Below are 17,653 nucleotides of genomic sequence, written 5' to 3'. Positions count from 1 at the left end.
AGATGTGTCTGTCAAAGACGGAGGAACTGTCTGAGCAGGGAAACCTGACTGGATAAGCCACTGTCTTTTCAGGAAACTGACTATCGTACCTTATAGGCAAAAGAGGCGACGTTGTTCATCCCAAGAAAGCCCGGGCAAGGCGTGTAGCCAATGCCGAAGAAACTAACTTAACAAACAGCGCAGGTATTGCCTGCCGCCTTGCTCATCCCGACTTTCGGGAATTCTGTTCCACCACTGCATGGAAGGCCATGCGGTGCTTTAAGTGCTTGTTTATCTGCCAAGAAATCAGTGACTAGTTCCAATTACCAGATGGATTGCCCCGCACGGCTTAAAGTAGCATCAGTCCCATACATATAGATATTGAGCTGGGAGAGCGTGAGCTGATGGACAATTATTTAAAAGAGTTCCCGAACAAAGAAGGCTACTTCGGTGAGTATGGCGGAGCATTCCTGCCGCCTGAGCTGGTGCCTCAGTTCGAAGAGATCGCGAAAGCCTACGAAAAGATCTCTGGCGATGCATCCTACATCAATGAGCTGCGCTACATCCGCAAGCACTTTCAGGGCCGCCCAACCCCCATCTCGCATGCACGCAACCTGTCCAACCGGATTGGCTCAGGCGCGAACATTTACTTAAAGCGGGAAGACCTGAACCACTCCGGCGCCCACAAACTCAATCACTGCATGGCAGAAGCGCTTCTGGCAAAGCATATGGGCAAGAAGAAGCTCATTGCAGAAACCGGAGCAGGTCAGCACGGCGTGGCCTTAGCAACAGCTGCAGCTTACTTTGAGCTAGACTGCGAAATTCACATGGGTGAAGTGGATATCGAGAAAGAGCATCCAAATGTCGTCCGCATGCAGTTATTGGGCGCAAAGCTCGTACCGGTTGGTTTCGGCGGTCGCACGCTGAAAGAGGCAGTGGACTCTGCGTTCACATCCTATCTGGAGCAGGCCGATGAGGCTCTGTTCGCAATCGGCTCTGTAGTAGGTCCGCACCCATTCCCGCGTATGGTGCGTGACTTCCAGCAGATCGTGGGTATCGAGGCCCGTGAGCAGTTTACTGAGATGACCGGCAATCTGCCAGACCATGCTGTGGCATGTGTTGGTGGTGGCTCAAACGCCATGGGCCTCTTCTCTGGCTTCATACAGGATAAGTCAGTCAAACTGCACGGTGTCGAGCCAATGGGCAAAGGGCCTGAGCTTGGACAGCACGCAGCAACCATGACATTCGGCAAGCCGGGCATGCTCCATGGCTTCAAGTGCCGTGTTCTGGAAGATGAAGCAGGCAACCCCGCGCCAGTGCATTCAATTGCCTCTGGTTTGGACTACCCAGGTGTCGGACCTGAGCACTCCTACCTGCATGATATCGGTAAGGTGCACTACAGCTCAGCGACCGATGATGAGACTTTGCAAGCCTTCTGGGCACTCTCGCGTTATGAGGGGATCATTCCTGCACTGGAAAGCTCTCACGCAGTCGCATACGCGATGAAACTCGCCAAGGAGTGTCCAGGAGAGACAATCCTCGTCAATCTGTCAGGGCGTGGTGATAAGGATCTGGATTATGTCGCCGACAACTTCGGTATAGGCGAAGATCTGAAGATATAAGAAGGACAGAGAAGGGGGCTTCGGCTCCCTTTTTTAACACAGATCGAATGACTTGATCAGGCGTTCCGATTTCGGATCGCGACAAAAGAAGTGTAAGAAACGCCGCCTGCGCCTGAGATAAAGGCTGCAACATCACGTGCCGGGCCGCCATACATCACGGTTTGGAAAACAACCACGAAAAAGAACAGCATCACAGACGCTGCAAAAGTCTTGCCGATAAATAAAAATATCCGGTTCATAGACGTGGTCCTGATCTTTAAAGCTGCCCAAATTTCAGAAGCCCATCTTAGAAAAACTGTTTCAGACTTTCAAAGAATTTCTGCTTCAAAACAAAGAGTTGTGATGTGCGCCACGAAAACGCCAAGGCACAACATGTTTCCAAACCCTCTGGGGCAATATGGGGAGGCGGAGTGTATGTACAAGGAAAACAACGGAAGAAAATAAAAAAGCCTCCGCGAATAATCGGGAGACTGAAAGCCTTCATAAGAAGGAATGGTGGGCGATGAGAGACTCGAACTCCCGACATCTTCGGTGTAAACGAAGCGCTCTACCAACTGAGCTAATCGCCCCCGTAGGGTGGTGCGCCGTGTGGCGTGAGGAGGTGTTTAGGGCCTTTGACGGGTTCTCGCAAGCCCCTGAAGAAACTTTTCCCAAAAGAATTCCAAATATATCGCTGGAGGCGGCCCCGTTGACACCATAGGCTTCGCATTACTTATATTTTTCAGAGGGTTGAGCTTGGTGATAACTTGCATAAGGCATGTTGCTCACACTTAGGAGTTGTTTGCGTGACGAACGACGAACAAAGAACAGCTTCGCCACATAAAGCCGATACGCAGTGAACAGAGCAAGCGAACCGCTAAGACCTATCAAAATGAGATCAGGCGTCTTGGAACCAAGTACTGGTGCAAGGATACTGATGAGTGTTGGACCTGCAACACTGCCCGCAGCCCAGATGAAAAGCAGATAGGTCGACAACGCAACACTGCTTTCCGGTTTCCGTTCAAATGCGTGTGCCACGCAGATGGATTGCAGCGGGAAGGAGAGACCTCCAAGAACAACCAGCACCAGACCCAACATGCTCAGCAGATGATAATTACGCAGGAAGCCAGAATTCCAGCCAGTGAACGGATCAGCAATCAGGAAGGTAACCATGATAACGGTGATCAGCGCCGAAGAGCCAAGAATGAGCCATCTGCGGTCTATGCGATCAGCAAGAGAGCCAAACGGCCATTGGAACATCAGGCGGCCAATATAGATCATCGCAATCATAAGAGCTGTGGTGCTGCCCCCAACCCCGGCCTTGGAGAGGGAGTAAGGCACAATGGTCAAAAGACTGGTGACAATAGCACCGGAAGCAAAAGCGCCCAGCACAGCCACAGGAGACTGAGCCCAAATCTCTTTGAACTTAATGCGCTTGGCTTTGTATGTGCGTGGTGGCACAGAGCGGGTCATGCAGAGCAATACAACAGCTGCAAGCAGTACAGCGCTGAGCAGTTCCAGCATTTGCAATGGAACCTCGGTGAATTTGGCAACGAAAATCTGTGAGAGAATGGCCATTGCACCAATCACAATGGAGTTCACAGATAAAATACGCCCACGAACTTCGTCTTTGATAGACTCATTCAGCCATGCATCAGCTGTGGCAAACAAAACCGCAAATGCCGCCCCCATGAAGAACCGGAGTACAGTCCAGAAAATGATGCTCTCTGTGTTCTTGAAAAGCAAAACGAGAAGAGCTGTCAAACCAGCAGCGCCAGCAAAGGCTCTGATGTGTCCGATCCGGTTGATCATGCGTACACCACGCATACATCCAACCATGAAGCCAAGAGAGTAAGCCCCTGCCACAAGGCCAGCTTGAGAGGCAGAGCCGCCAATGCTGGCGATCTGAAGCGGCAAGCTTGTTAGCAAAGCAGAGCTCGCCAGTTGCGCAAGCGCACTAGCCAGAATGATCGCAAACAGCGAAACGAGTGAAGCTTTAACCATGCAGCCATTGACCTGCACCTGATGTGGCGCAGTGTTCCCGTGTTGATGTTCATTTACTGGAAAACAGAGCTTTCCGATTGACTGAATGTTTCGCAGGGGAATGTGACTGCATTGAGCGAGAAATCGAACCAAGCAGTGATTTATTGATGGGATTTACGTGGGGGAATTGAGACGGATTTGCGGCTGTAAACAAATCTGCCGCCCACTGAACAAACAGGGGCGGCAGAGTATCTTGTATCTATATCAGAGAGTTAGGTCGGTGCGTTCTCAGCACTCAACTCTTTGACTGCCGCTTCCAGCTGATTGTAGTGAGAAATCACCACATCAGGCCCCAGTTCGCGGACAGGAATGTCTGTGTAACCGAAATCCACGGCGATCACGGGCAGGCCAGCGTTACGTGCAGCGCTGATGTCAGCCTTGGAATCGCCAATGAAAATGGAGCCTGCGCGGGAGCCACCGGCAATGTCGATTGCGCCAAAGACTGGCATCGCATCCGGCTTGTTCTTGGAGAAGGTGTCTCCGCCCACTACAGCGTCAAACAGGTGTTCCATGTCCATGGCCCGAACCAGCGGTTTAGCCAGTTTTTCCAGTTTGTTTGTGCAGATAGCTGTTTTCCAGCCAGCAGCTCTCAGCCGTGCAACTGTTTCCAGCGCCTGCGGAAAAGCATGGGTCTTATCTGCAATATGAGTCTCGTAGTAGCGAATAAACTTGGCAAGCAATGGTTCCAGAACTTCATCTGTCACTTCAATCTTGCTTGCCTCGAGCCCACGGCTCATCAGCACTTTCACGCCTGCCCCGACCATTTTCCTGACCCGTTCAGGCTCAATGGCTTCAAACCCGGCTTCTACCAAAACATGATTCATCGACGCTGTGAGGTCTCCCATGGTCTCCAGGAGAGTACCGTCTAGGTCGAAAACCAGAACTGGTGTTGTCATACTTAAGCTCGTTTCTGTTGAGAAAATCCGCGCCACACTACCGAAATTCACCGTGAAGTCAATTTGCGAGGAAAACCTATAGTGTGTTGGGTGGATTGCTGCTTGGCGGGACACACACCTCATGGTAATCAGCAGGAGTTATGTCACAGTAGACCCAAGCGCAATAACTAGGCAGAATTGTTCTTGTCTGTGAACGTTTCCGAACAAGCTTTGGGTCCGGGGAAGAGAAATTAGTCAGATGGCAATGAGTTTGAAGGCGCAGGCCGCAGCTGCAGCACTCAAGGAAGTTAAGCCCGGCATGAAGTTGGGGATAGGTTCTGGTTCAACAGTCAATGAACTGATCCGCCTTCTGGCAGAGATGGTGAAGGATGGCTTTGAGATCATCGGCGTGCCAGCCTCATCTTATTCCCAAGCTCTTTGCGACGAGCTTGGAGTGCCGTTGACCACACTGGATGAAACGCCAGTGCTGGATCTGGTTATCGATGGGGCGGACGAAATTGATCCGCAGCTGAACCTTATCAAAGGCGGCGGCGCAGCGCTGCTTCGTGAAAAAATTATTGCAGCTGCTTCCGGAAGCATGCTTGTGATTGCTGATGAGAGCAAAATTGTTGATACCCTCGGAAAGTTTCCGCTTCCCGTGGAGGTTGTTCCGTTCGGACTTGAGGCCACTCGCCAGATGATGCAAAACAGCCTGGACGCTGAGGGGCTGCAAGGTGAGATGATCCTGCGTATGGCAGGGGAAAAGCCACTTGTAACCGATAACGGCAACTACATTCTTGATTGCCACCTACAGGCAATCAGCAATCCGAAGTCACTGGCAAAACGCCTGGAGGTTATTCCAGGTGTCGTTGAGCACGGGTTGTTTATTGATATGGCAGTACGGGCCTATGTTGCCGGTACTGATGAAATTCGTGTCTTGGAACCTTAAGCTGTCCCGACAGTCATTTTAGGGCAGCTGATTAAAATATAGGGGAGCCATTTTATGCTCGCTAAGTTCAAGTCTGCAGCAATTGCAGGTGTTGCATCACTGGTTGTTGCTGGTGTGCTGATTTCCAGCCCGGTTATGGCTCAGGACAATTCCATTTCTGAAAGCCACATCGAAGCTGCAAAAGCGGCTGTTCGTGCAACAAAGTCCATCGAGAACTTCGATAACATCCTTCCAGATGTTGCAGAGCGTACTCGTACCCTGTTTATTCGTTCTAATCCGGCAATGAGCGCTGAGATCGACATCGCTGTGAATGAGGCTGCTGTTGAACTTATCCCGCGCCGTCAGGAGCTGGATCGTGTGATTTATGAAGTATGGGCTCGTCGCTTCTCTGAAGAGCAGCTCAATGAAATCGCAACCTTCTACAACTCCGACACCGGTAAGCGTCTTGCTGACCTGTCCGGTACACTGTCTGCATTGACGATCGGTGCTGCAAAGCAGTGGAGTGATGCAGTCAGCACCGATATGGTCGCAATTTCACGGAAGAAACTTGCTGAAATGGCTGCTCAATAAGCGATCACGAAATCGCAATCCAAAATGAACAGTTAGATCAGATACGCCCCTTGAAATTTGGGCGTATCTGGCCCAAATCTGAGCCTACGTTTTTATAAGACAAGACCTTAGAGCGTAACGAAACGTCGTTGCATAAGGTTTATTGCAAACGAAAGTGGGCTGTAATGACTAATTTCGACTACGATCTCTTTGTTATTGGGGCCGGTTCTGGCGGCGTACGTGCAGCGCGCATCGCAGCAACCCATGGCGCCCGTGTCGGTATTGCTGAAGAATTTCGCTATGGCGGGACCTGCGTTATCCGCGGCTGTGTTCCCAAAAAACTCTTTGTTTATGCATCTAAATTCACCGAGGAATTCGCAAATGCGGACGGGTATGGCTGGAGCCTGAACGGCACGCCAACCTTTGATTTTGATAAGCTTGTCGAAAATAAAGACAAGGAAATCACCCGCCTGGAAGGCATTTATCGCCGCAACCTGGATAAGTCCGGCGTTGAGCTGCATGACAGCCGCGCGGTAATTGAAGGCCCGAACACCGTTCGTTTGCTGTCTACCGATCAAGTCATTACAGCTGAACGTATCCTTGTAGCTGTTGGCGCAACGCCGAACGTTGATGCAGGCCTTGTGGGTTGCGAGCATACCATCACCTCCAATGAGGCGTTCCACCTCTCCGAGTTCCCGAAGCGAACCATCGTTGTCGGTGGCGGTTACATCGCCGTCGAGTTCGCTGGCATCTTCAACGGCATGGGATCTGAGACCACGCTTTTGTATCGCGGTGAAGAAATCCTGCGCGGTTTCGATATGGACGTGCGTACTGGTCTGCATGAGCAGATGGTAGAAAAAGGTATCACCGTCAAAACCAAGTCCACCATTGCATCCATTGAGAAGCATGAGGGCGGTCTGACAGTGACCACCCACGCCGGTGAAGTAATCGAAGCCGACCAGGTGCTCTACGCGATCGGTCGCCGTCCGAACACAGCAGGCCTCGGTCTCGAAGAGGCTGGCGTTGAACTCGACAAAGCAGGTGCAATCGTCGTCACTCCGCAGAGCCAGAGCTCTGTGCCAAGCATCTTTGCTGTGGGCGATGTCACGAACCGTGCCAACTTGACGCCAGTTGCGATCCGTGAAGGCCATGCTTTCGCAGACAGCACCTATGGTGGCAAGGAGTGGCATGTCGATCACTCTATGATCCCGACCGCAGTCTTCTCTCAGCCTGAGATTGGTACCGCAGGTCTGACGCAGGAAGAAGCTGAGGCGCGCTTCGACAACATCGATATCTATTCCTCATCCTTCCGTCCGATGAAGAACACCCTTTCTGGCAAACCTGGCAAGATGTTCCTTAAGATGCTGGTGGATGCGGATACCGACAAAATCCTCGGCATTCACATCATGGGTCCAGACTCTGGCGAACTTATCCAGATCATCGGCGTGACCCTGTCCATGGGCGCCACCAAGTCGGACTACGACCGTACCATTGCGGTGCATCCGACTGCTGCAGAAGAATTGGTGACAATGCGCGAACCATCTGAGCGTATCCGCAAGAATTAAACTTTAGTTGACTTCCAAAGAACCGCTGGCCTTTGCTAGCGGTTCTTTTTTGTCCTGCATCTGGAGCAGGGCATCTTTCTCGTTTTGATAGGAATACTCGTGACTGACCTCACACAGGACCAGATTTGCTATTTTGGTTATGGCTCACTCGTAAATGAAGAAACTTTGCCCGCAGGCACGACTGTGGTTGCTGGACAGCTGAGTGGCTGGAAGCGGGAATGGCGTGGTTGCTCCAAAGGCAAAGAAGGCAATGGCCGCATGTCAGGCGTTGGTGTCTGCGCATTGGGTGTTCGTCGTGAAGAGGGCTCTGTCATTCGTGGTGCGATGGTGCTTGATACAAAAGCAAACCTGCCTGCGCTGGATAAACGTGAATGGCATTATAACCGCAAATCCCTCAGTGATGATAGTTTCGTGCCCGATTGTGGCAGGCAGATGCCATCAGACACGTTCCTTTATCAGGTGCAGGATCAGTACGCGCACTGGGGCAATGACGAGCACCCAATCCTGCAAAGTTATGTTGACTGCGTCATGGCTGGATTCCATCGCCTGTGGGGGCATGAAGGATTGTTGCACTTCATGGAAACCACGGACGGCTGGGATCGTGTACCAATCCTAAATGATCGCACAGAGCCGTTTTATCCGCGTGCTATTGTTCTGTCCAAAGAACTTGCGGCAACGATTGACGATCTGCTGAAATCTGTGAATGCTCAATATTTAAATCGCTGAAATTAGGTTCATGGTTCGCGAGTGTGAACGCTTCATGTATCTTTACACAAGTGTTCATCTGCGATCTTGAAGGGTGCTTTGAAATAATTGTCTATCAAGTTCTAATTTATTAGAACATAGTAGCTCTAAAGCAGATTGGTTTGATGGATTCTCATAGGGCCTGATTTTTTTGAGGTATCCTCAACCTACAGCGATAAAACAACGTATACGTCCCCCTAGTCAGATAAACGGGCTGCGTGTATAAGCCTTTCTGGGCTTTTGTCTCATGATGAGAACAGCTCAAAGAATTAACGCTGCCAAAGAGAGGCGCATAGGGCGCGCTGGCAGCATTCCGTATTGATGGAGTTTTAAGATGGCGGACAAATGGACACCGGATTCCTGGCGATCAAAACCGATCGTGCAGGTACCGGACTATCCAGATAAGGAAGCAGTGGCAGACGTTGAAAGTCGCCTAGCAACTTATCCGCCGCTCGTGTTTGCAGGTGAGGCGCGCAAGTTGAAAGCGCAGCTCGCTGATGTTGCCGAGGGGCGTGGATTCCTCTTGCAAGGTGGTGATTGTGCGGAGAGCTTTGCAGAGCATCACGCTGATCACATTCGCGACTTTTTTAGAGCATTCCTGCAAATGGCCGTGGCGCTCACCTATGGTGCGCAGCAGCCAGTTGTAAAAGTGGGCCGTATTGCTGGTCAGTTTGCAAAACCGCGTTCTTCTAATATTGAGAAGAAAGGCGATATTGAACTGCCAAGCTACCGTGGTGACATCATCAACGGTATCGAGTTCAACGAAGACTCTCGTATTCCGGACCCTGAGCGTCAGGTGAAAGCCTACCGTCAGTCTGCTGCGACGTTGAACCTGATCCGTGCGTTCGCGCAAGGTGGCTTTGCCAACCTGGATCACGTCCATCAGTGGATGCTCGGCTTCGTAAAAGACAGCCCGCAGGCACACCGTTATCAGGAAATGGCAGATCGTATTTCCGACGCCGTCTCCTTCATGCGTGCTTGCGGTGTTGATCCCGACAATACACCACAGCTGCGTTCCACCGATTTCTTCACCAGTCACGAAGCATTGCTTCTGGGCTACGAAGAAGCGCTGACACGCATCGATTCCACCACTGGCGAATGTTACGCAACATCCGGCCATATGCTCTGGATCGGTGATCGTACGCGTCAGCTGGATCATGCACATGTTGAATTCTTCCGTGGCATCAAGAACCCGATTGGCCTCAAATGTGGTCCATCTCTTGATCCTGAAGAGCTGATCAAGCTGATCGACGTTCTGAACCCTGAAAACGAAGCTGGTCGTTTGACACTGATCACCCGTTTCGGTCAGGACAAGGTGTTCGAACATCTCCCAGCTATGGTACGCGCTGTTGAGCGTGAGGGTAAGAAAGTTGTTTGGTCCTGTGACCCGATGCACGGCAATACCATCACTGCAAACGGATACAAAACGCGTCCGTTCGAGCGTATTCTGCGTGAAGTAGAAGCATTCTTCGCGGTTCACCGCGCTGAAGGCACTCATGCAGGTGGTGTTCACGTCGAAATGACTGGCCGTAACGTAACCGAATGTACCGGCGGTGCACGCGCATTGTCCGCAGAACAACTCGGTGATCGTTACCACACCCATTGCGATCCTCGCCTCAATGCGGATCAGGCTCTGGAGCTGGCGTTCAAAATCGCAGAGAACCTCAGAAAAGAATCTGATACACGCCTTGCAGTGAACACTTAACTCTATCTAGAGTATTCATATGATGATCAGGGGTTGCACATTGTGCAGCCCCTCTTTTTTTGATAAATATTTATATGCGAAGCACATAGAAAATTGGAATGATGTGCCTCCTGCCTTTCGCTGCTCGATGTTTTTCTAGGTTTTTCGCCCTCAGGGAGAGTTTGTTGCTTCAGAGCGATTCTTTGTTGTCTGGCTATTCAATCCTTATTGTGGATGACAACAACTACATGCGTTCCATCTTGCGCACTATGATCTCCGGCTTTGGCGTGCGTTCCATCTACGAAGCAGGCGACGGGGCCGACGCGATCGCAATTCTGCTCGATCGCAGGCCCGATATTGTGCTGTGCGACTGGATCATGCACCCGATTGATGGCAATGACTTCCTCCGTATTCTCAGGCAGGACGAAGATTCTGAAATTGCCAAGACCCCGGTAATCGTCATTACGGCTGATTCCCGCCGTTCCGTTGTTGTGGCAGCGCGCAATGCTGGCGTAAATTACTTCCTTGCCAAACCAATCGCACCCGCAATTCTGTATGATCGCCTGAAGGCCATCGTGATGCAGGGGGATGAGCCTATTCAGGCCAGGGACATGGCACAGATGCCAATGGGCACAAGGCTGCAACAGCATCTGGACCTCATGGCAAAGGCGAAAGATTCTGGGCAGGTGAAGAAGAAGTCGTCAGATTGATTTTCACCCTGTGAATCCTTTCCTCAACCGTCAACTATGTGATGGATCGACTTTTCTCTGCTACAAAAACGCGGTACACGAGAACCAAAGCTATTAAAGCTCGAAGCAAACAGGGCCACCCCTTCCATCCACTAAAGCCTTTGAAGTTTATATGATGATTAAAGACCAGTTCCGTTTGGCCGTCGTACAGGCCAACCCTTGCCTTGGTGATATCTCCGGTAATGCTGAGAAAGTGCGTCATCACCGAAAGCTGGCCGCCGAACAAGGCGCTGATCTGGTTTTGTATTCTGAACTGTTTCTGGCTGGCTATCCGCCAGAGGATCTGGTCTTGAAGCCAGCCTTCGTAGCTGCCTGTAAGCGTGAACTGGAAGGCTTGGCAAAAGAAACGGCTGATGGTGGTCCCGCGCTGCTCGTTGGCCTGCCATGGGCCGAAGAGGATAAGCTCTACAACGCCGTCGCACTGCTCGACAACGGCAACATTGAGGGCCTGCGTTACAAGGTCGACCTGCCAAACTATGGCGTTTTCGATGAAAAGCGTGTCTTTGATGCTGGGCCCAATCCGGGTCCGATGAGTTTCCGTGGTGTGCGCCTTGGCGTTCCGATTTGTGAAGACACATGGTCCGATGAGGTTTGCGAATGTCTGGAAGAGACAGGTGCTGAAATCCTGCTGGTTCCAAATGGGTCTCCTTACTACCGCGATAAAATAGATGAGCGCATGCAGATCATGCTCTCTCGTGTTGTCGAAACGGGCCTTCCGCTCGTGTATTGTAATCAGGTTGGTGGTCAGGATGAGCTCGTGTTTGACGGCGCATCCTTTGCCCTCAATCATGATCGCTCATTGGTGATGCAACTCGGTCAATTCACCGAGGAAACAGATTACCTCGACTTCAATAAAGATGCAGAAGGTCTGTGGTTCGCAAAACCAACTCGCATCGTTCCAATGCCAGATACACAGGAAGCAGACTGGCTTGCTTGCGTGCTTGGACTGAAAGACTACGTAAACAAGAACGGCTTCCCCGGCGTGGTGCTGGGCCTGTCCGGCGGTATTGATAGCGCGATCTGTGCGGCCATGGCCGTTGATGCTCTGGGCGCTGATCGTGTTCACTGCATCATGCTACCATATCGCTACACCTCCGAGGAAAGTATCAAGGACGCCAAGGCCTGCGCGGATGCACTTGGGGTGAAGTACAATACCATTCCAATCGCAGAGCCTGTCGAGGGCTTCCAGCAGACGCTGGCTGGCGTATTTGCCGGCACTGAGAGCGGTATCACCGAGGAAAACCTTCAGTCCCGTTCTCGCGGTGTCATCCTTATGGCGGTATCCAACAAATTCGGCTCCATGGTTGTGACCACCGGCAACAAGTCAGAAATGTCTGTCGGCTACGCCACCCTTTATGGGGATATGAATGGCGGCTTCAACCCGATCAAGGATCTTTATAAGACCGAGGTTTATCGTCTCTCTGACTGGCGCAACAAAAACCATCCGGCAGGTGTGATGGGGCCGGCGGGTGAGGTGATCCCGAACAACATCATCGTCAAAGCGCCAACAGCTGAGCTGCGTGAAAATCAGACCGATCAGGACAGCCTGCCAGAGTACGATGTTCTGGATGACATCCTGCATTGTCTCGTTGAAAAAGAGTTGAGCCTTGACGAGATCGCCAAGCGCGGCCACTCTGTAGAAACCATCCATCGAGTCGAACACCTTCTTTACATCGCAGAGTACAAGCGTCGTCAGGCTGCACCGGGTGTTAAAATCACACTAAAGAACTTTGGGCGCGATCGTCGCTACCCAATCACCAACCGTTTCCGGGATCGAACCTAGAACCACACGCGGCTTGAGATCTTACTTTAAGAACAAGCAAGCCGCGCTCTAGACTTGATCTCTGGTGCTCAGGCAAGCATCACGCCTTGCCTGAATCACTTTCTACGCTTTTTAGGTTAAGTCTATGACTTTCTTCCAATTTCTCCAGCGCAACCTGCGCTGGGTCGCGGGCGGGTTTCTGCTCGGGTTTGGCTCCAGCTTTGGTCAAACCTTCTTCATCGCGCAATTTTCCTCCCAGATCCGTGAGACCTATAGCCTCTCTCACGGTGATTTCGGCTCAATTTACATGTTTGCGACACTGGCAAGTGCTGCAACGCTTATCTATTTGGGCAGGATAGTCGATTTTTATCGCCCTGTGGTCGTCGGGTGTGCTGCAATTATTATTCTTGCCGGATTCAGTTTCTTAATGAGCTGGCATAACTCCATCATATTACTTGCAATTTGCCTCTATGGCCTACGCCTGTTCGGGCAGGGCATGCTCCCCCATACTTCGCAGACAGCCATGTCGCGCTGGTTTCATGGCTCCAGAGGGAAGGCTCTCAGCCTTGCGTCCTTTGGCAACATGGCAGGCGAAGCGCTTTTGCCATTGGCCGCTGTCTCGCTCATGGTCGCATTCTCATGGCGGGATCTCTGGTCCGCTGCGGGCATAACGCTTCTCGTCGTCTTCCTTCCTCTGGCTTATCTGACCCTCAAGAAGGACCGGACACCGGAAAACCCGCTTGAGTCTTCAGGCTCAAATGGCCCTGCTGTGAGCTGGACCAGAAAGCAGGTGATGTCAGACTGGCGGTTCTGGGTGGTTATGACAGCCGTGCTCGCTGTACCGTTTCTTGTCACGGGCCTCATGTTCCATCAGGTCCACTTCATGGAAGCAAAGGGCTGGGCACGGACTGTGATCCCGTCCTATCTGCCACTCTATGCAGCGGCTGGTGCTGTGTTCTCTATGACTGCTGGTATGTTGATTGACCGTTTCTCTGCCGTCTCATTGCTCCCGCTTTCTGTTATTCCTCTTGGTGTGAGTGTGCTCGTGTTTGCCTTTGGCGGCGAAGAGTACTTTGTGCCAATTGCGATGATCATCCTCGCCATAACCGTTGGCTCCTGGGGGGCGATTGCCTCTGCTGTTCTGGCCGAGCTTTATGGAACAGCTCATCTGGGTTCTATTCGTGCAATCTACTCTGCGCTGATGGTCTTCGCTTCTGCACTCGCTCCAGGTCTCATGGGCATCCTGCTGGATAACGGTATAGAGCTGGACACCCAGTTTGCATTTTCCAGCCTCTATTGCTTCGGTCTCGGCTTGGTTCTGTTTGCTGTAAAACCTCAATTGATGCTTGTGCGCTCTCCAGCTTGAATTCAGCAAAAGCCGGTAACTGAACTTAAAACCCGAGATATTCCGTAGGTATCGGAGATTGGCTGGTTGACCCGTACCGGCCAACGCGATACCCGAGTGTCAAACTTGTTTATTGATGAGAAGGCTCAGCCATGAGTGTTACTGTTCGCTTCGCGCCATCTCCGACTGGTCACATCCATATCGGCAATGTGCGCCCGGCGCTTTTCAACTATCTCTTTGCTAAGAAGCAGGGCGGCAATTTCGTTCTGCGCTATGACGATACTGACGTGCAACGCTCTAAAGAAGAGTATGCAGTTGGTATTGCTGAAGACTTGAAGTGGCTGGGTATCAACCCTGATCGCGTGGAAAAACAATCCGAGCGTTTTGCATTGTATGATGCAGCAGCTGCCAAGCTGAAAGATGCAGGCCTCCTTTACCCATGCTACGAGACGCCGGAAGAGCTGGAACGCCGCCGTAACCGTGCGCGCGCTCTGGGCCGTCCTCCTGTTTATGACCGTGCGGGCCTGAAGCTCACCGATGAGCAGATTGCTGCATATGAAGCAGAAGGCCGCAAACCACACTGGCGCTTCAAACTGCCAAACCACGCAGAAGGCGATGCGTTCTCCACTGTCAGAACAGACGTGCATTGGGATGATGTGATCCGCGGTCGTCAGACCGTTGATCTTGCCTCTTTGTCTGATCCGGTGCTGATCCGCGCGGACGGCACCTACCTTTATACGCTGCCATCCATCGTGGATGACGCGGATATGGGCATCACCCATGTCATTCGCGGTGAAGACCACATTGCCAACACCGGTGTACAGATTGCCATATTCCAGGCACTGGGGGCACAAGTTCCTGAGTTTGGTCATCACAACCTGCTGACCACTGCATCTGGTGAGGGGCTCTCCAAACGCTCTGGCGCCCTGTCTATCCGCTCGCTGCGGGAAGAAGGCTATGAGCCAATGGCAGTCTGCTCTCTCGCAGTGCTGACAGGCACCAGCCACGCAGTTGAACCTGCTCCAACCATGGAAGCTCTGGCAGACATGCTCGACTTCTCCGGCATCTCCAAGTCTGCTGCAAAGTTTGACCCGGAAGATGTGGGCCACCTGACTGCAAAACTCGTCCATGCCATGAGCTTTGCTGATGTTGCAGACCGCCTGAAAGCTGACGGCGTTGAGGGTGATGAAGCGTTCTGGACTGCGGTTAAAGAAAACTGCTCCACCGTAAGCGATGCGAAAAAATGGTGGGAGCTGATCGTTGGGTCCGCCACGCCAGACATTGCCGAGGAAGACAAGGACTTCATCACTCAGGCCACAGCTCTGCTTCCGCAAGAGCCATGGACCGAGGAAACATGGGGCGAGTGGACCAAAGCCGTCAAAGCTGAAACTGGCCGAAAAGGCAAAGGCCTGTTCATGCCACTGCGCAAGGCAATTACAGGTCTGGCACACGGTCCAGACCTGAAGAACATGCTACCGCTTATTGGTCGGGAAAAAACTTTGGACCGACTTTCCTGATAGGGCCTGTGCGGGGTTCAACCTCGCGCGGCACAAACTTCTTCTGAACAAGCGGAGGCTCGGAGATATCACTCTGGGCCTCTGTTGCGTTTACGGTCTGACGCAGCTCACTCTGGTTCGGAATAGCAGGGTAGGTCGCTGTTGCGCCCGGTGTCAGATCTTCCAGTTGATTACCCGGAAGGGCCTGCTCCAGAGGTGGGATCGCAGGTGACGGCTCCAGATTGCCAGGCTGACCACCTGCTGCATCACACGAACAAGCCGGGTTGTTCTGCTGTCTGAACAGATAGGCATTGGCAAGGGACGTATAAGGCGCACCAGACAAAGAGCGCATCTGGGCAGGTGTTTCCTGAGGAACCTGGAAGACATAAAGCTCGGTGTCCTGACTTGGACACAGCGCCTGACAAATCTCTCCATCTTCCGTCAGATCTTCTGCACTGGAATTCGGATTGATCGGGAAGTAGTAGCCATCACACTTGCGCACACACATGGTCGCATACTGCTGACCACCGGAGGAGAAACCGGCGGTCGAACGTGGCTCCAGCTGCAAAGGCTGATTGGTCTGTGCCGGCGTCAACGGCTGGACTTGCTGATCTGAACGATCAGAACAATTAAGATCAACCAGCGCCTGCTTCACTTCAGTAAGCCGGTCCTGCAGCACGCTGGAATAGAGTTCCTGCTGTCTCTGACTGTCCAGATAGGTCAGGTTCTCATTCATCTGCTGCAAAGAAGAGCTCAGTTGCTGGCACTGCGCAGGGCCAAAAGAGCCATCACAGCCGAAGTTGGACATCTGGGACTGCACATTGCGGATATGAACCAGCTGCTCTTCATAGGCCGTTTGCCAGCTGTTGGAGCTGCCATTGCTTTCGACCTGTTCAGAAAGCTCGATAAACTCCGTCTCAAGCCTGTCGCACACCTGAGGGCGTGCAAACGCACTACCGGTCCAAATAAGGGAGGCGCCAAGGGCAAGAGCCACGGCTGCGCATGAGTGCGCGAAAGGGAGTCTGGAAATGGTCATAGCCCGCAATACTGGTTTCCTCAGAGAAATCTTAGAGATAAGCTATTCTATGGCCTTATTGGGGCGAAACCAACGGATTCCGGTAGGTTTTACAAAATTCTCTGGTTCCCTTGCTGGTAGTTGCCAAAAAACCTCCTATATCGGGAGTGATTTGATTTGTTCTTTTGAAAATGGAGGGGAGCCGTGCAGATCTCTGCGCTTGGAAAATCAGTCCTGAAAATGGCGAGCACCGTGACACTGGTCCTTGGAGTGATGCTGGGGATGCTTGGCACCGCTGCACAGGCACAGGAGCCGGATCTGATCTTCAAGAAGTCAACCGTCTGGAAGTTCCTGAGCCCGGACCATAAGCTGGCGACCTATGCACTGGATGACCCGGAAGTCGAGGGCGTCGCCTGTCACTTCACAGTGCCTGAAAAAGGCGGCTTCTCCGGATGGCTCGGACTGGAGGAAGAAACCTCAGATGTCTCGTTGGCCTGCCGTCAGGTTGGCCCCATCAAGTTCAAAAGCAAGTTTGAGCAAGGCGACGAAGTCTACCGCCAGAGCCGCTCCCTGTTCTTCAAAAAAATGCGCATTGTCCGTGGCTGTGATGCAAAGCGGAACGTGCTGGTCTATTTGGTCTACTCCGACAAGCTCGTAGAAGGCAGCCCGAAGAACTCTACGTCTACCGTGCCGATCATGCCGTGGGGCGATCAGGTTCCGGAAAAGTGTGCTGACTATCTGGATGACTAAAGCCTGTTCCTGAAAAGTGGCTCCGGTTTTCGGATAAGAATACGCGTAGATTTGACATCTGCGCCTCAAGCACTTTGAGCACCGCTGGGCAATCCCGGCGGTGTTTGTGTTTGAGGATCCCGTTTATACGGGTGGAGCAAGGCGAACAGGCTTTGCCTGCGCTACTTGTAAATAATGTTTCTTCGGCATTGGCTGTTCGCCTCGCCCGGGCCTTTTATCATGAACACGCGGGCTCCCTCTCGGACAGACGTGAATGACACGTTCCCGTGTCACCGGCACATCTCTGTACCAGTGACAGGTTTCCCTGTCATTGGCAGTTTCCTGCCACCACCGGACGCCCTCCGGAACGACCCCAAACTCCCTAATACCACTGTGGTCTCAATAGGGTATGGCGCTTCACCGGACCTCCTGACACGATACGTTACCTCGTACCAGCAGCCCAACCCCACCCACGCCGCGAAATGGACGGTCCATTCCTGCCCGAATGCGTGGGCACGAGACACAGAGTAAGGCAGCTTTTGGGGGAGGGGGATAAGTTTTGTCGGGT

15 protein-coding genes and 1 tRNA gene are annotated in these 17,653 nt (G+C 52.2%); 11 read left to right on the top strand and 5 right to left on the bottom strand.

The genetic code is table 11. The annotated features are described in order from the left end of the window. The first annotated feature begins 383 nt into the window (after window positions 1-383). Entirely contained in the window at window positions 384-1,601 is a 1,218-nt protein-coding gene (trpB, locus tag DHN43_RS01730; RefSeq protein ID WP_108817533.1) for a tryptophan synthase subunit beta, read from the top strand. 56 nt (window positions 1,602-1,657) lie between these two features. On the opposite strand, the gene DHN43_RS01725 is transcribed toward trpB, so the two are convergent. The 4 genes from DHN43_RS01725 to DHN43_RS01710 form a co-directional block, all read right to left on the bottom strand. Further along, complete coding sequence (locus DHN43_RS01725; RefSeq protein ID WP_057466048.1) at window positions 1,658-1,840, bottom strand: hypothetical protein; 183 nt, start codon at window positions 1,838-1,840, stop codon at window positions 1,658-1,660. A gap of 254 nt (window positions 1,841-2,094) precedes the next feature. Then, a tRNA-Val gene (locus DHN43_RS01720) sits at window positions 2,095-2,170 on the bottom strand. A gap of 139 nt (window positions 2,171-2,309) precedes the next feature. Then, entirely contained in the window at window positions 2,310-3,584 is a 1,275-nt protein-coding gene (locus tag DHN43_RS01715) for an MFS transporter (RefSeq protein ID WP_108817532.1), read from the bottom strand. 251 nt (window positions 3,585-3,835) lie between these two features. Continuing rightward, window positions 3,836-4,519: an HAD family hydrolase gene (locus DHN43_RS01710; RefSeq protein WP_082826871.1), complete on the bottom strand. Its 684-nt coding sequence runs from the start codon at window positions 4,517-4,519 to the stop codon at window positions 3,836-3,838. A gap of 238 nt (window positions 4,520-4,757) precedes the next feature. On the opposite strand from DHN43_RS01710, the gene rpiA reads away from it, so the two are divergent. The 9 genes from rpiA to gltX all read left to right on the top strand — a co-directional run bounded on the left by rpiA (window position 4,758) and on the right by gltX (window position 15,362). Beyond that, complete coding sequence (rpiA, locus tag DHN43_RS01705) at window positions 4,758-5,447, top strand: ribose-5-phosphate isomerase RpiA (protein WP_063293129.1); 690 nt, start codon at window positions 4,758-4,760, stop codon at window positions 5,445-5,447. Window positions 5,448-5,501: 54 nt separating this feature from the next. Beyond that, window positions 5,502-6,017, top strand: coding sequence for a DUF2059 domain-containing protein (locus tag DHN43_RS01700; RefSeq protein ID WP_057466051.1), 516 nt, complete (start codon window positions 5,502-5,504; stop codon window positions 6,015-6,017). A gap of 164 nt (window positions 6,018-6,181) precedes the next feature. Further along, window positions 6,182-7,561, top strand: coding sequence for a glutathione-disulfide reductase (gene gor / locus DHN43_RS01695; RefSeq protein WP_108817531.1), 1,380 nt, complete (start codon window positions 6,182-6,184; stop codon window positions 7,559-7,561). Window positions 7,562-7,660: 99 nt separating this feature from the next. After that, window positions 7,661-8,287, top strand: coding sequence for a gamma-glutamylcyclotransferase family protein (locus DHN43_RS01690; RefSeq protein WP_108817530.1), 627 nt, complete (start codon window positions 7,661-7,663; stop codon window positions 8,285-8,287). 352 nt (window positions 8,288-8,639) lie between these two features. Then, the gene (locus tag DHN43_RS01685) at window positions 8,640-10,010 is read left to right on the top strand and encodes a class II 3-deoxy-7-phosphoheptulonate synthase (protein ID WP_057466053.1); all 1,371 of its coding nucleotides are present in this window, start codon (window positions 8,640-8,642) and stop codon (window positions 10,008-10,010) included. 164 nt (window positions 10,011-10,174) lie between these two features. After that, entirely contained in the window at window positions 10,175-10,699 is a 525-nt protein-coding gene (locus tag DHN43_RS01680; RefSeq protein ID WP_208860384.1) for a response regulator, read from the top strand. Window positions 10,700-10,853: 154 nt separating this feature from the next. Further along, window positions 10,854-12,521: an NAD+ synthase gene (locus DHN43_RS01675; RefSeq protein ID WP_108817973.1), complete on the top strand. Its 1,668-nt coding sequence runs from the start codon at window positions 10,854-10,856 to the stop codon at window positions 12,519-12,521. 124 nt (window positions 12,522-12,645) lie between these two features. Next, window positions 12,646-13,866, top strand: a complete 1,221-nt coding sequence (locus DHN43_RS01670) for an MFS transporter (RefSeq protein ID WP_108817529.1) — start codon at window positions 12,646-12,648, stop codon at window positions 13,864-13,866. A 131-nt stretch (window positions 13,867-13,997) separates the two neighbouring features. Further along, window positions 13,998-15,362, top strand: a complete 1,365-nt coding sequence (gene gltX, locus DHN43_RS01665) for a glutamate--tRNA ligase (RefSeq protein WP_108817528.1) — start codon at window positions 13,998-14,000, stop codon at window positions 15,360-15,362. Here gltX and DHN43_RS01660 read toward each other — a convergent pair. Continuing rightward, window positions 15,325-16,335: a DUF2865 domain-containing protein gene (locus DHN43_RS01660; protein WP_159096775.1), complete on the bottom strand. Its 1,011-nt coding sequence runs from the start codon at window positions 16,333-16,335 to the stop codon at window positions 15,325-15,327. The two genes, gltX and DHN43_RS01660, sit on opposite strands and share 38 nt — an antisense overlap. Window positions 16,336-16,596: 261 nt before the next feature. Here DHN43_RS01660 and DHN43_RS01655 point away from each other — a divergent pair, with 261 nt between their 5' ends. Continuing rightward, on the top strand, window positions 16,597-17,106 hold the full coding sequence (locus DHN43_RS01655) for a CreA family protein (RefSeq protein WP_208994891.1): 510 nt from the start codon (window positions 16,597-16,599) through the stop codon (window positions 17,104-17,106). Window positions 17,107-17,653: the final 547 nt, after the last annotated feature.

The organism is Pseudovibrio sp. Alg231-02 (assembly GCF_900143565.1).
Classification (GTDB): Bacteria; Pseudomonadota; Alphaproteobacteria; order Rhizobiales; family Stappiaceae; genus Pseudovibrio.
This window is presented reverse-complemented; position numbering and strand designations above follow the sequence as displayed.

What these genes read in the sequence shown, in the direction of transcription:
- trpB (WP_108817533.1), top strand. Translation starts at nt 384, where the DNA reads ATGGACAATTATTTAAAAGAGTTCCCGAACAAAGAAGGCTACTTCGGT.
- DHN43_RS01725 (WP_057466048.1), bottom strand. Translation starts at nt 1,840, where the DNA reads ATGAACCGGATATTTTTATTTATCGGCAAGACTTTTGCAGCGTCTGTG.
- DHN43_RS01715 (WP_108817532.1), bottom strand. Translation starts at nt 3,584, where the DNA reads ATGGTTAAAGCTTCACTCGTTTCGCTGTTTGCGATCATTCTGGCTAGT.
- DHN43_RS01710 (WP_082826871.1), bottom strand. Translation starts at nt 4,519, where the DNA reads ATGACAACACCAGTTCTGGTTTTCGACCTAGACGGTACTCTCCTGGAG.
- rpiA (WP_063293129.1), top strand. Translation starts at nt 4,758, where the DNA reads ATGGCAATGAGTTTGAAGGCGCAGGCCGCAGCTGCAGCACTCAAGGAA.
- DHN43_RS01700 (WP_057466051.1), top strand. Translation starts at nt 5,502, where the DNA reads ATGCTCGCTAAGTTCAAGTCTGCAGCAATTGCAGGTGTTGCATCACTG.
- gor (WP_108817531.1), top strand. Translation starts at nt 6,182, where the DNA reads ATGACTAATTTCGACTACGATCTCTTTGTTATTGGGGCCGGTTCTGGC.
- DHN43_RS01685 (WP_057466053.1), top strand. Translation starts at nt 8,640, where the DNA reads ATGGCGGACAAATGGACACCGGATTCCTGGCGATCAAAACCGATCGTG.
- DHN43_RS01675 (WP_108817973.1), top strand. Translation starts at nt 10,854, where the DNA reads ATGATTAAAGACCAGTTCCGTTTGGCCGTCGTACAGGCCAACCCTTGC.
- DHN43_RS01670 (WP_108817529.1), top strand. Translation starts at nt 12,646, where the DNA reads ATGACTTTCTTCCAATTTCTCCAGCGCAACCTGCGCTGGGTCGCGGGC.
- gltX (WP_108817528.1), top strand. Translation starts at nt 13,998, where the DNA reads ATGAGTGTTACTGTTCGCTTCGCGCCATCTCCGACTGGTCACATCCAT.
- DHN43_RS01655 (WP_208994891.1), top strand. Translation starts at nt 16,597, where the DNA reads ATGGCGAGCACCGTGACACTGGTCCTTGGAGTGATGCTGGGGATGCTT.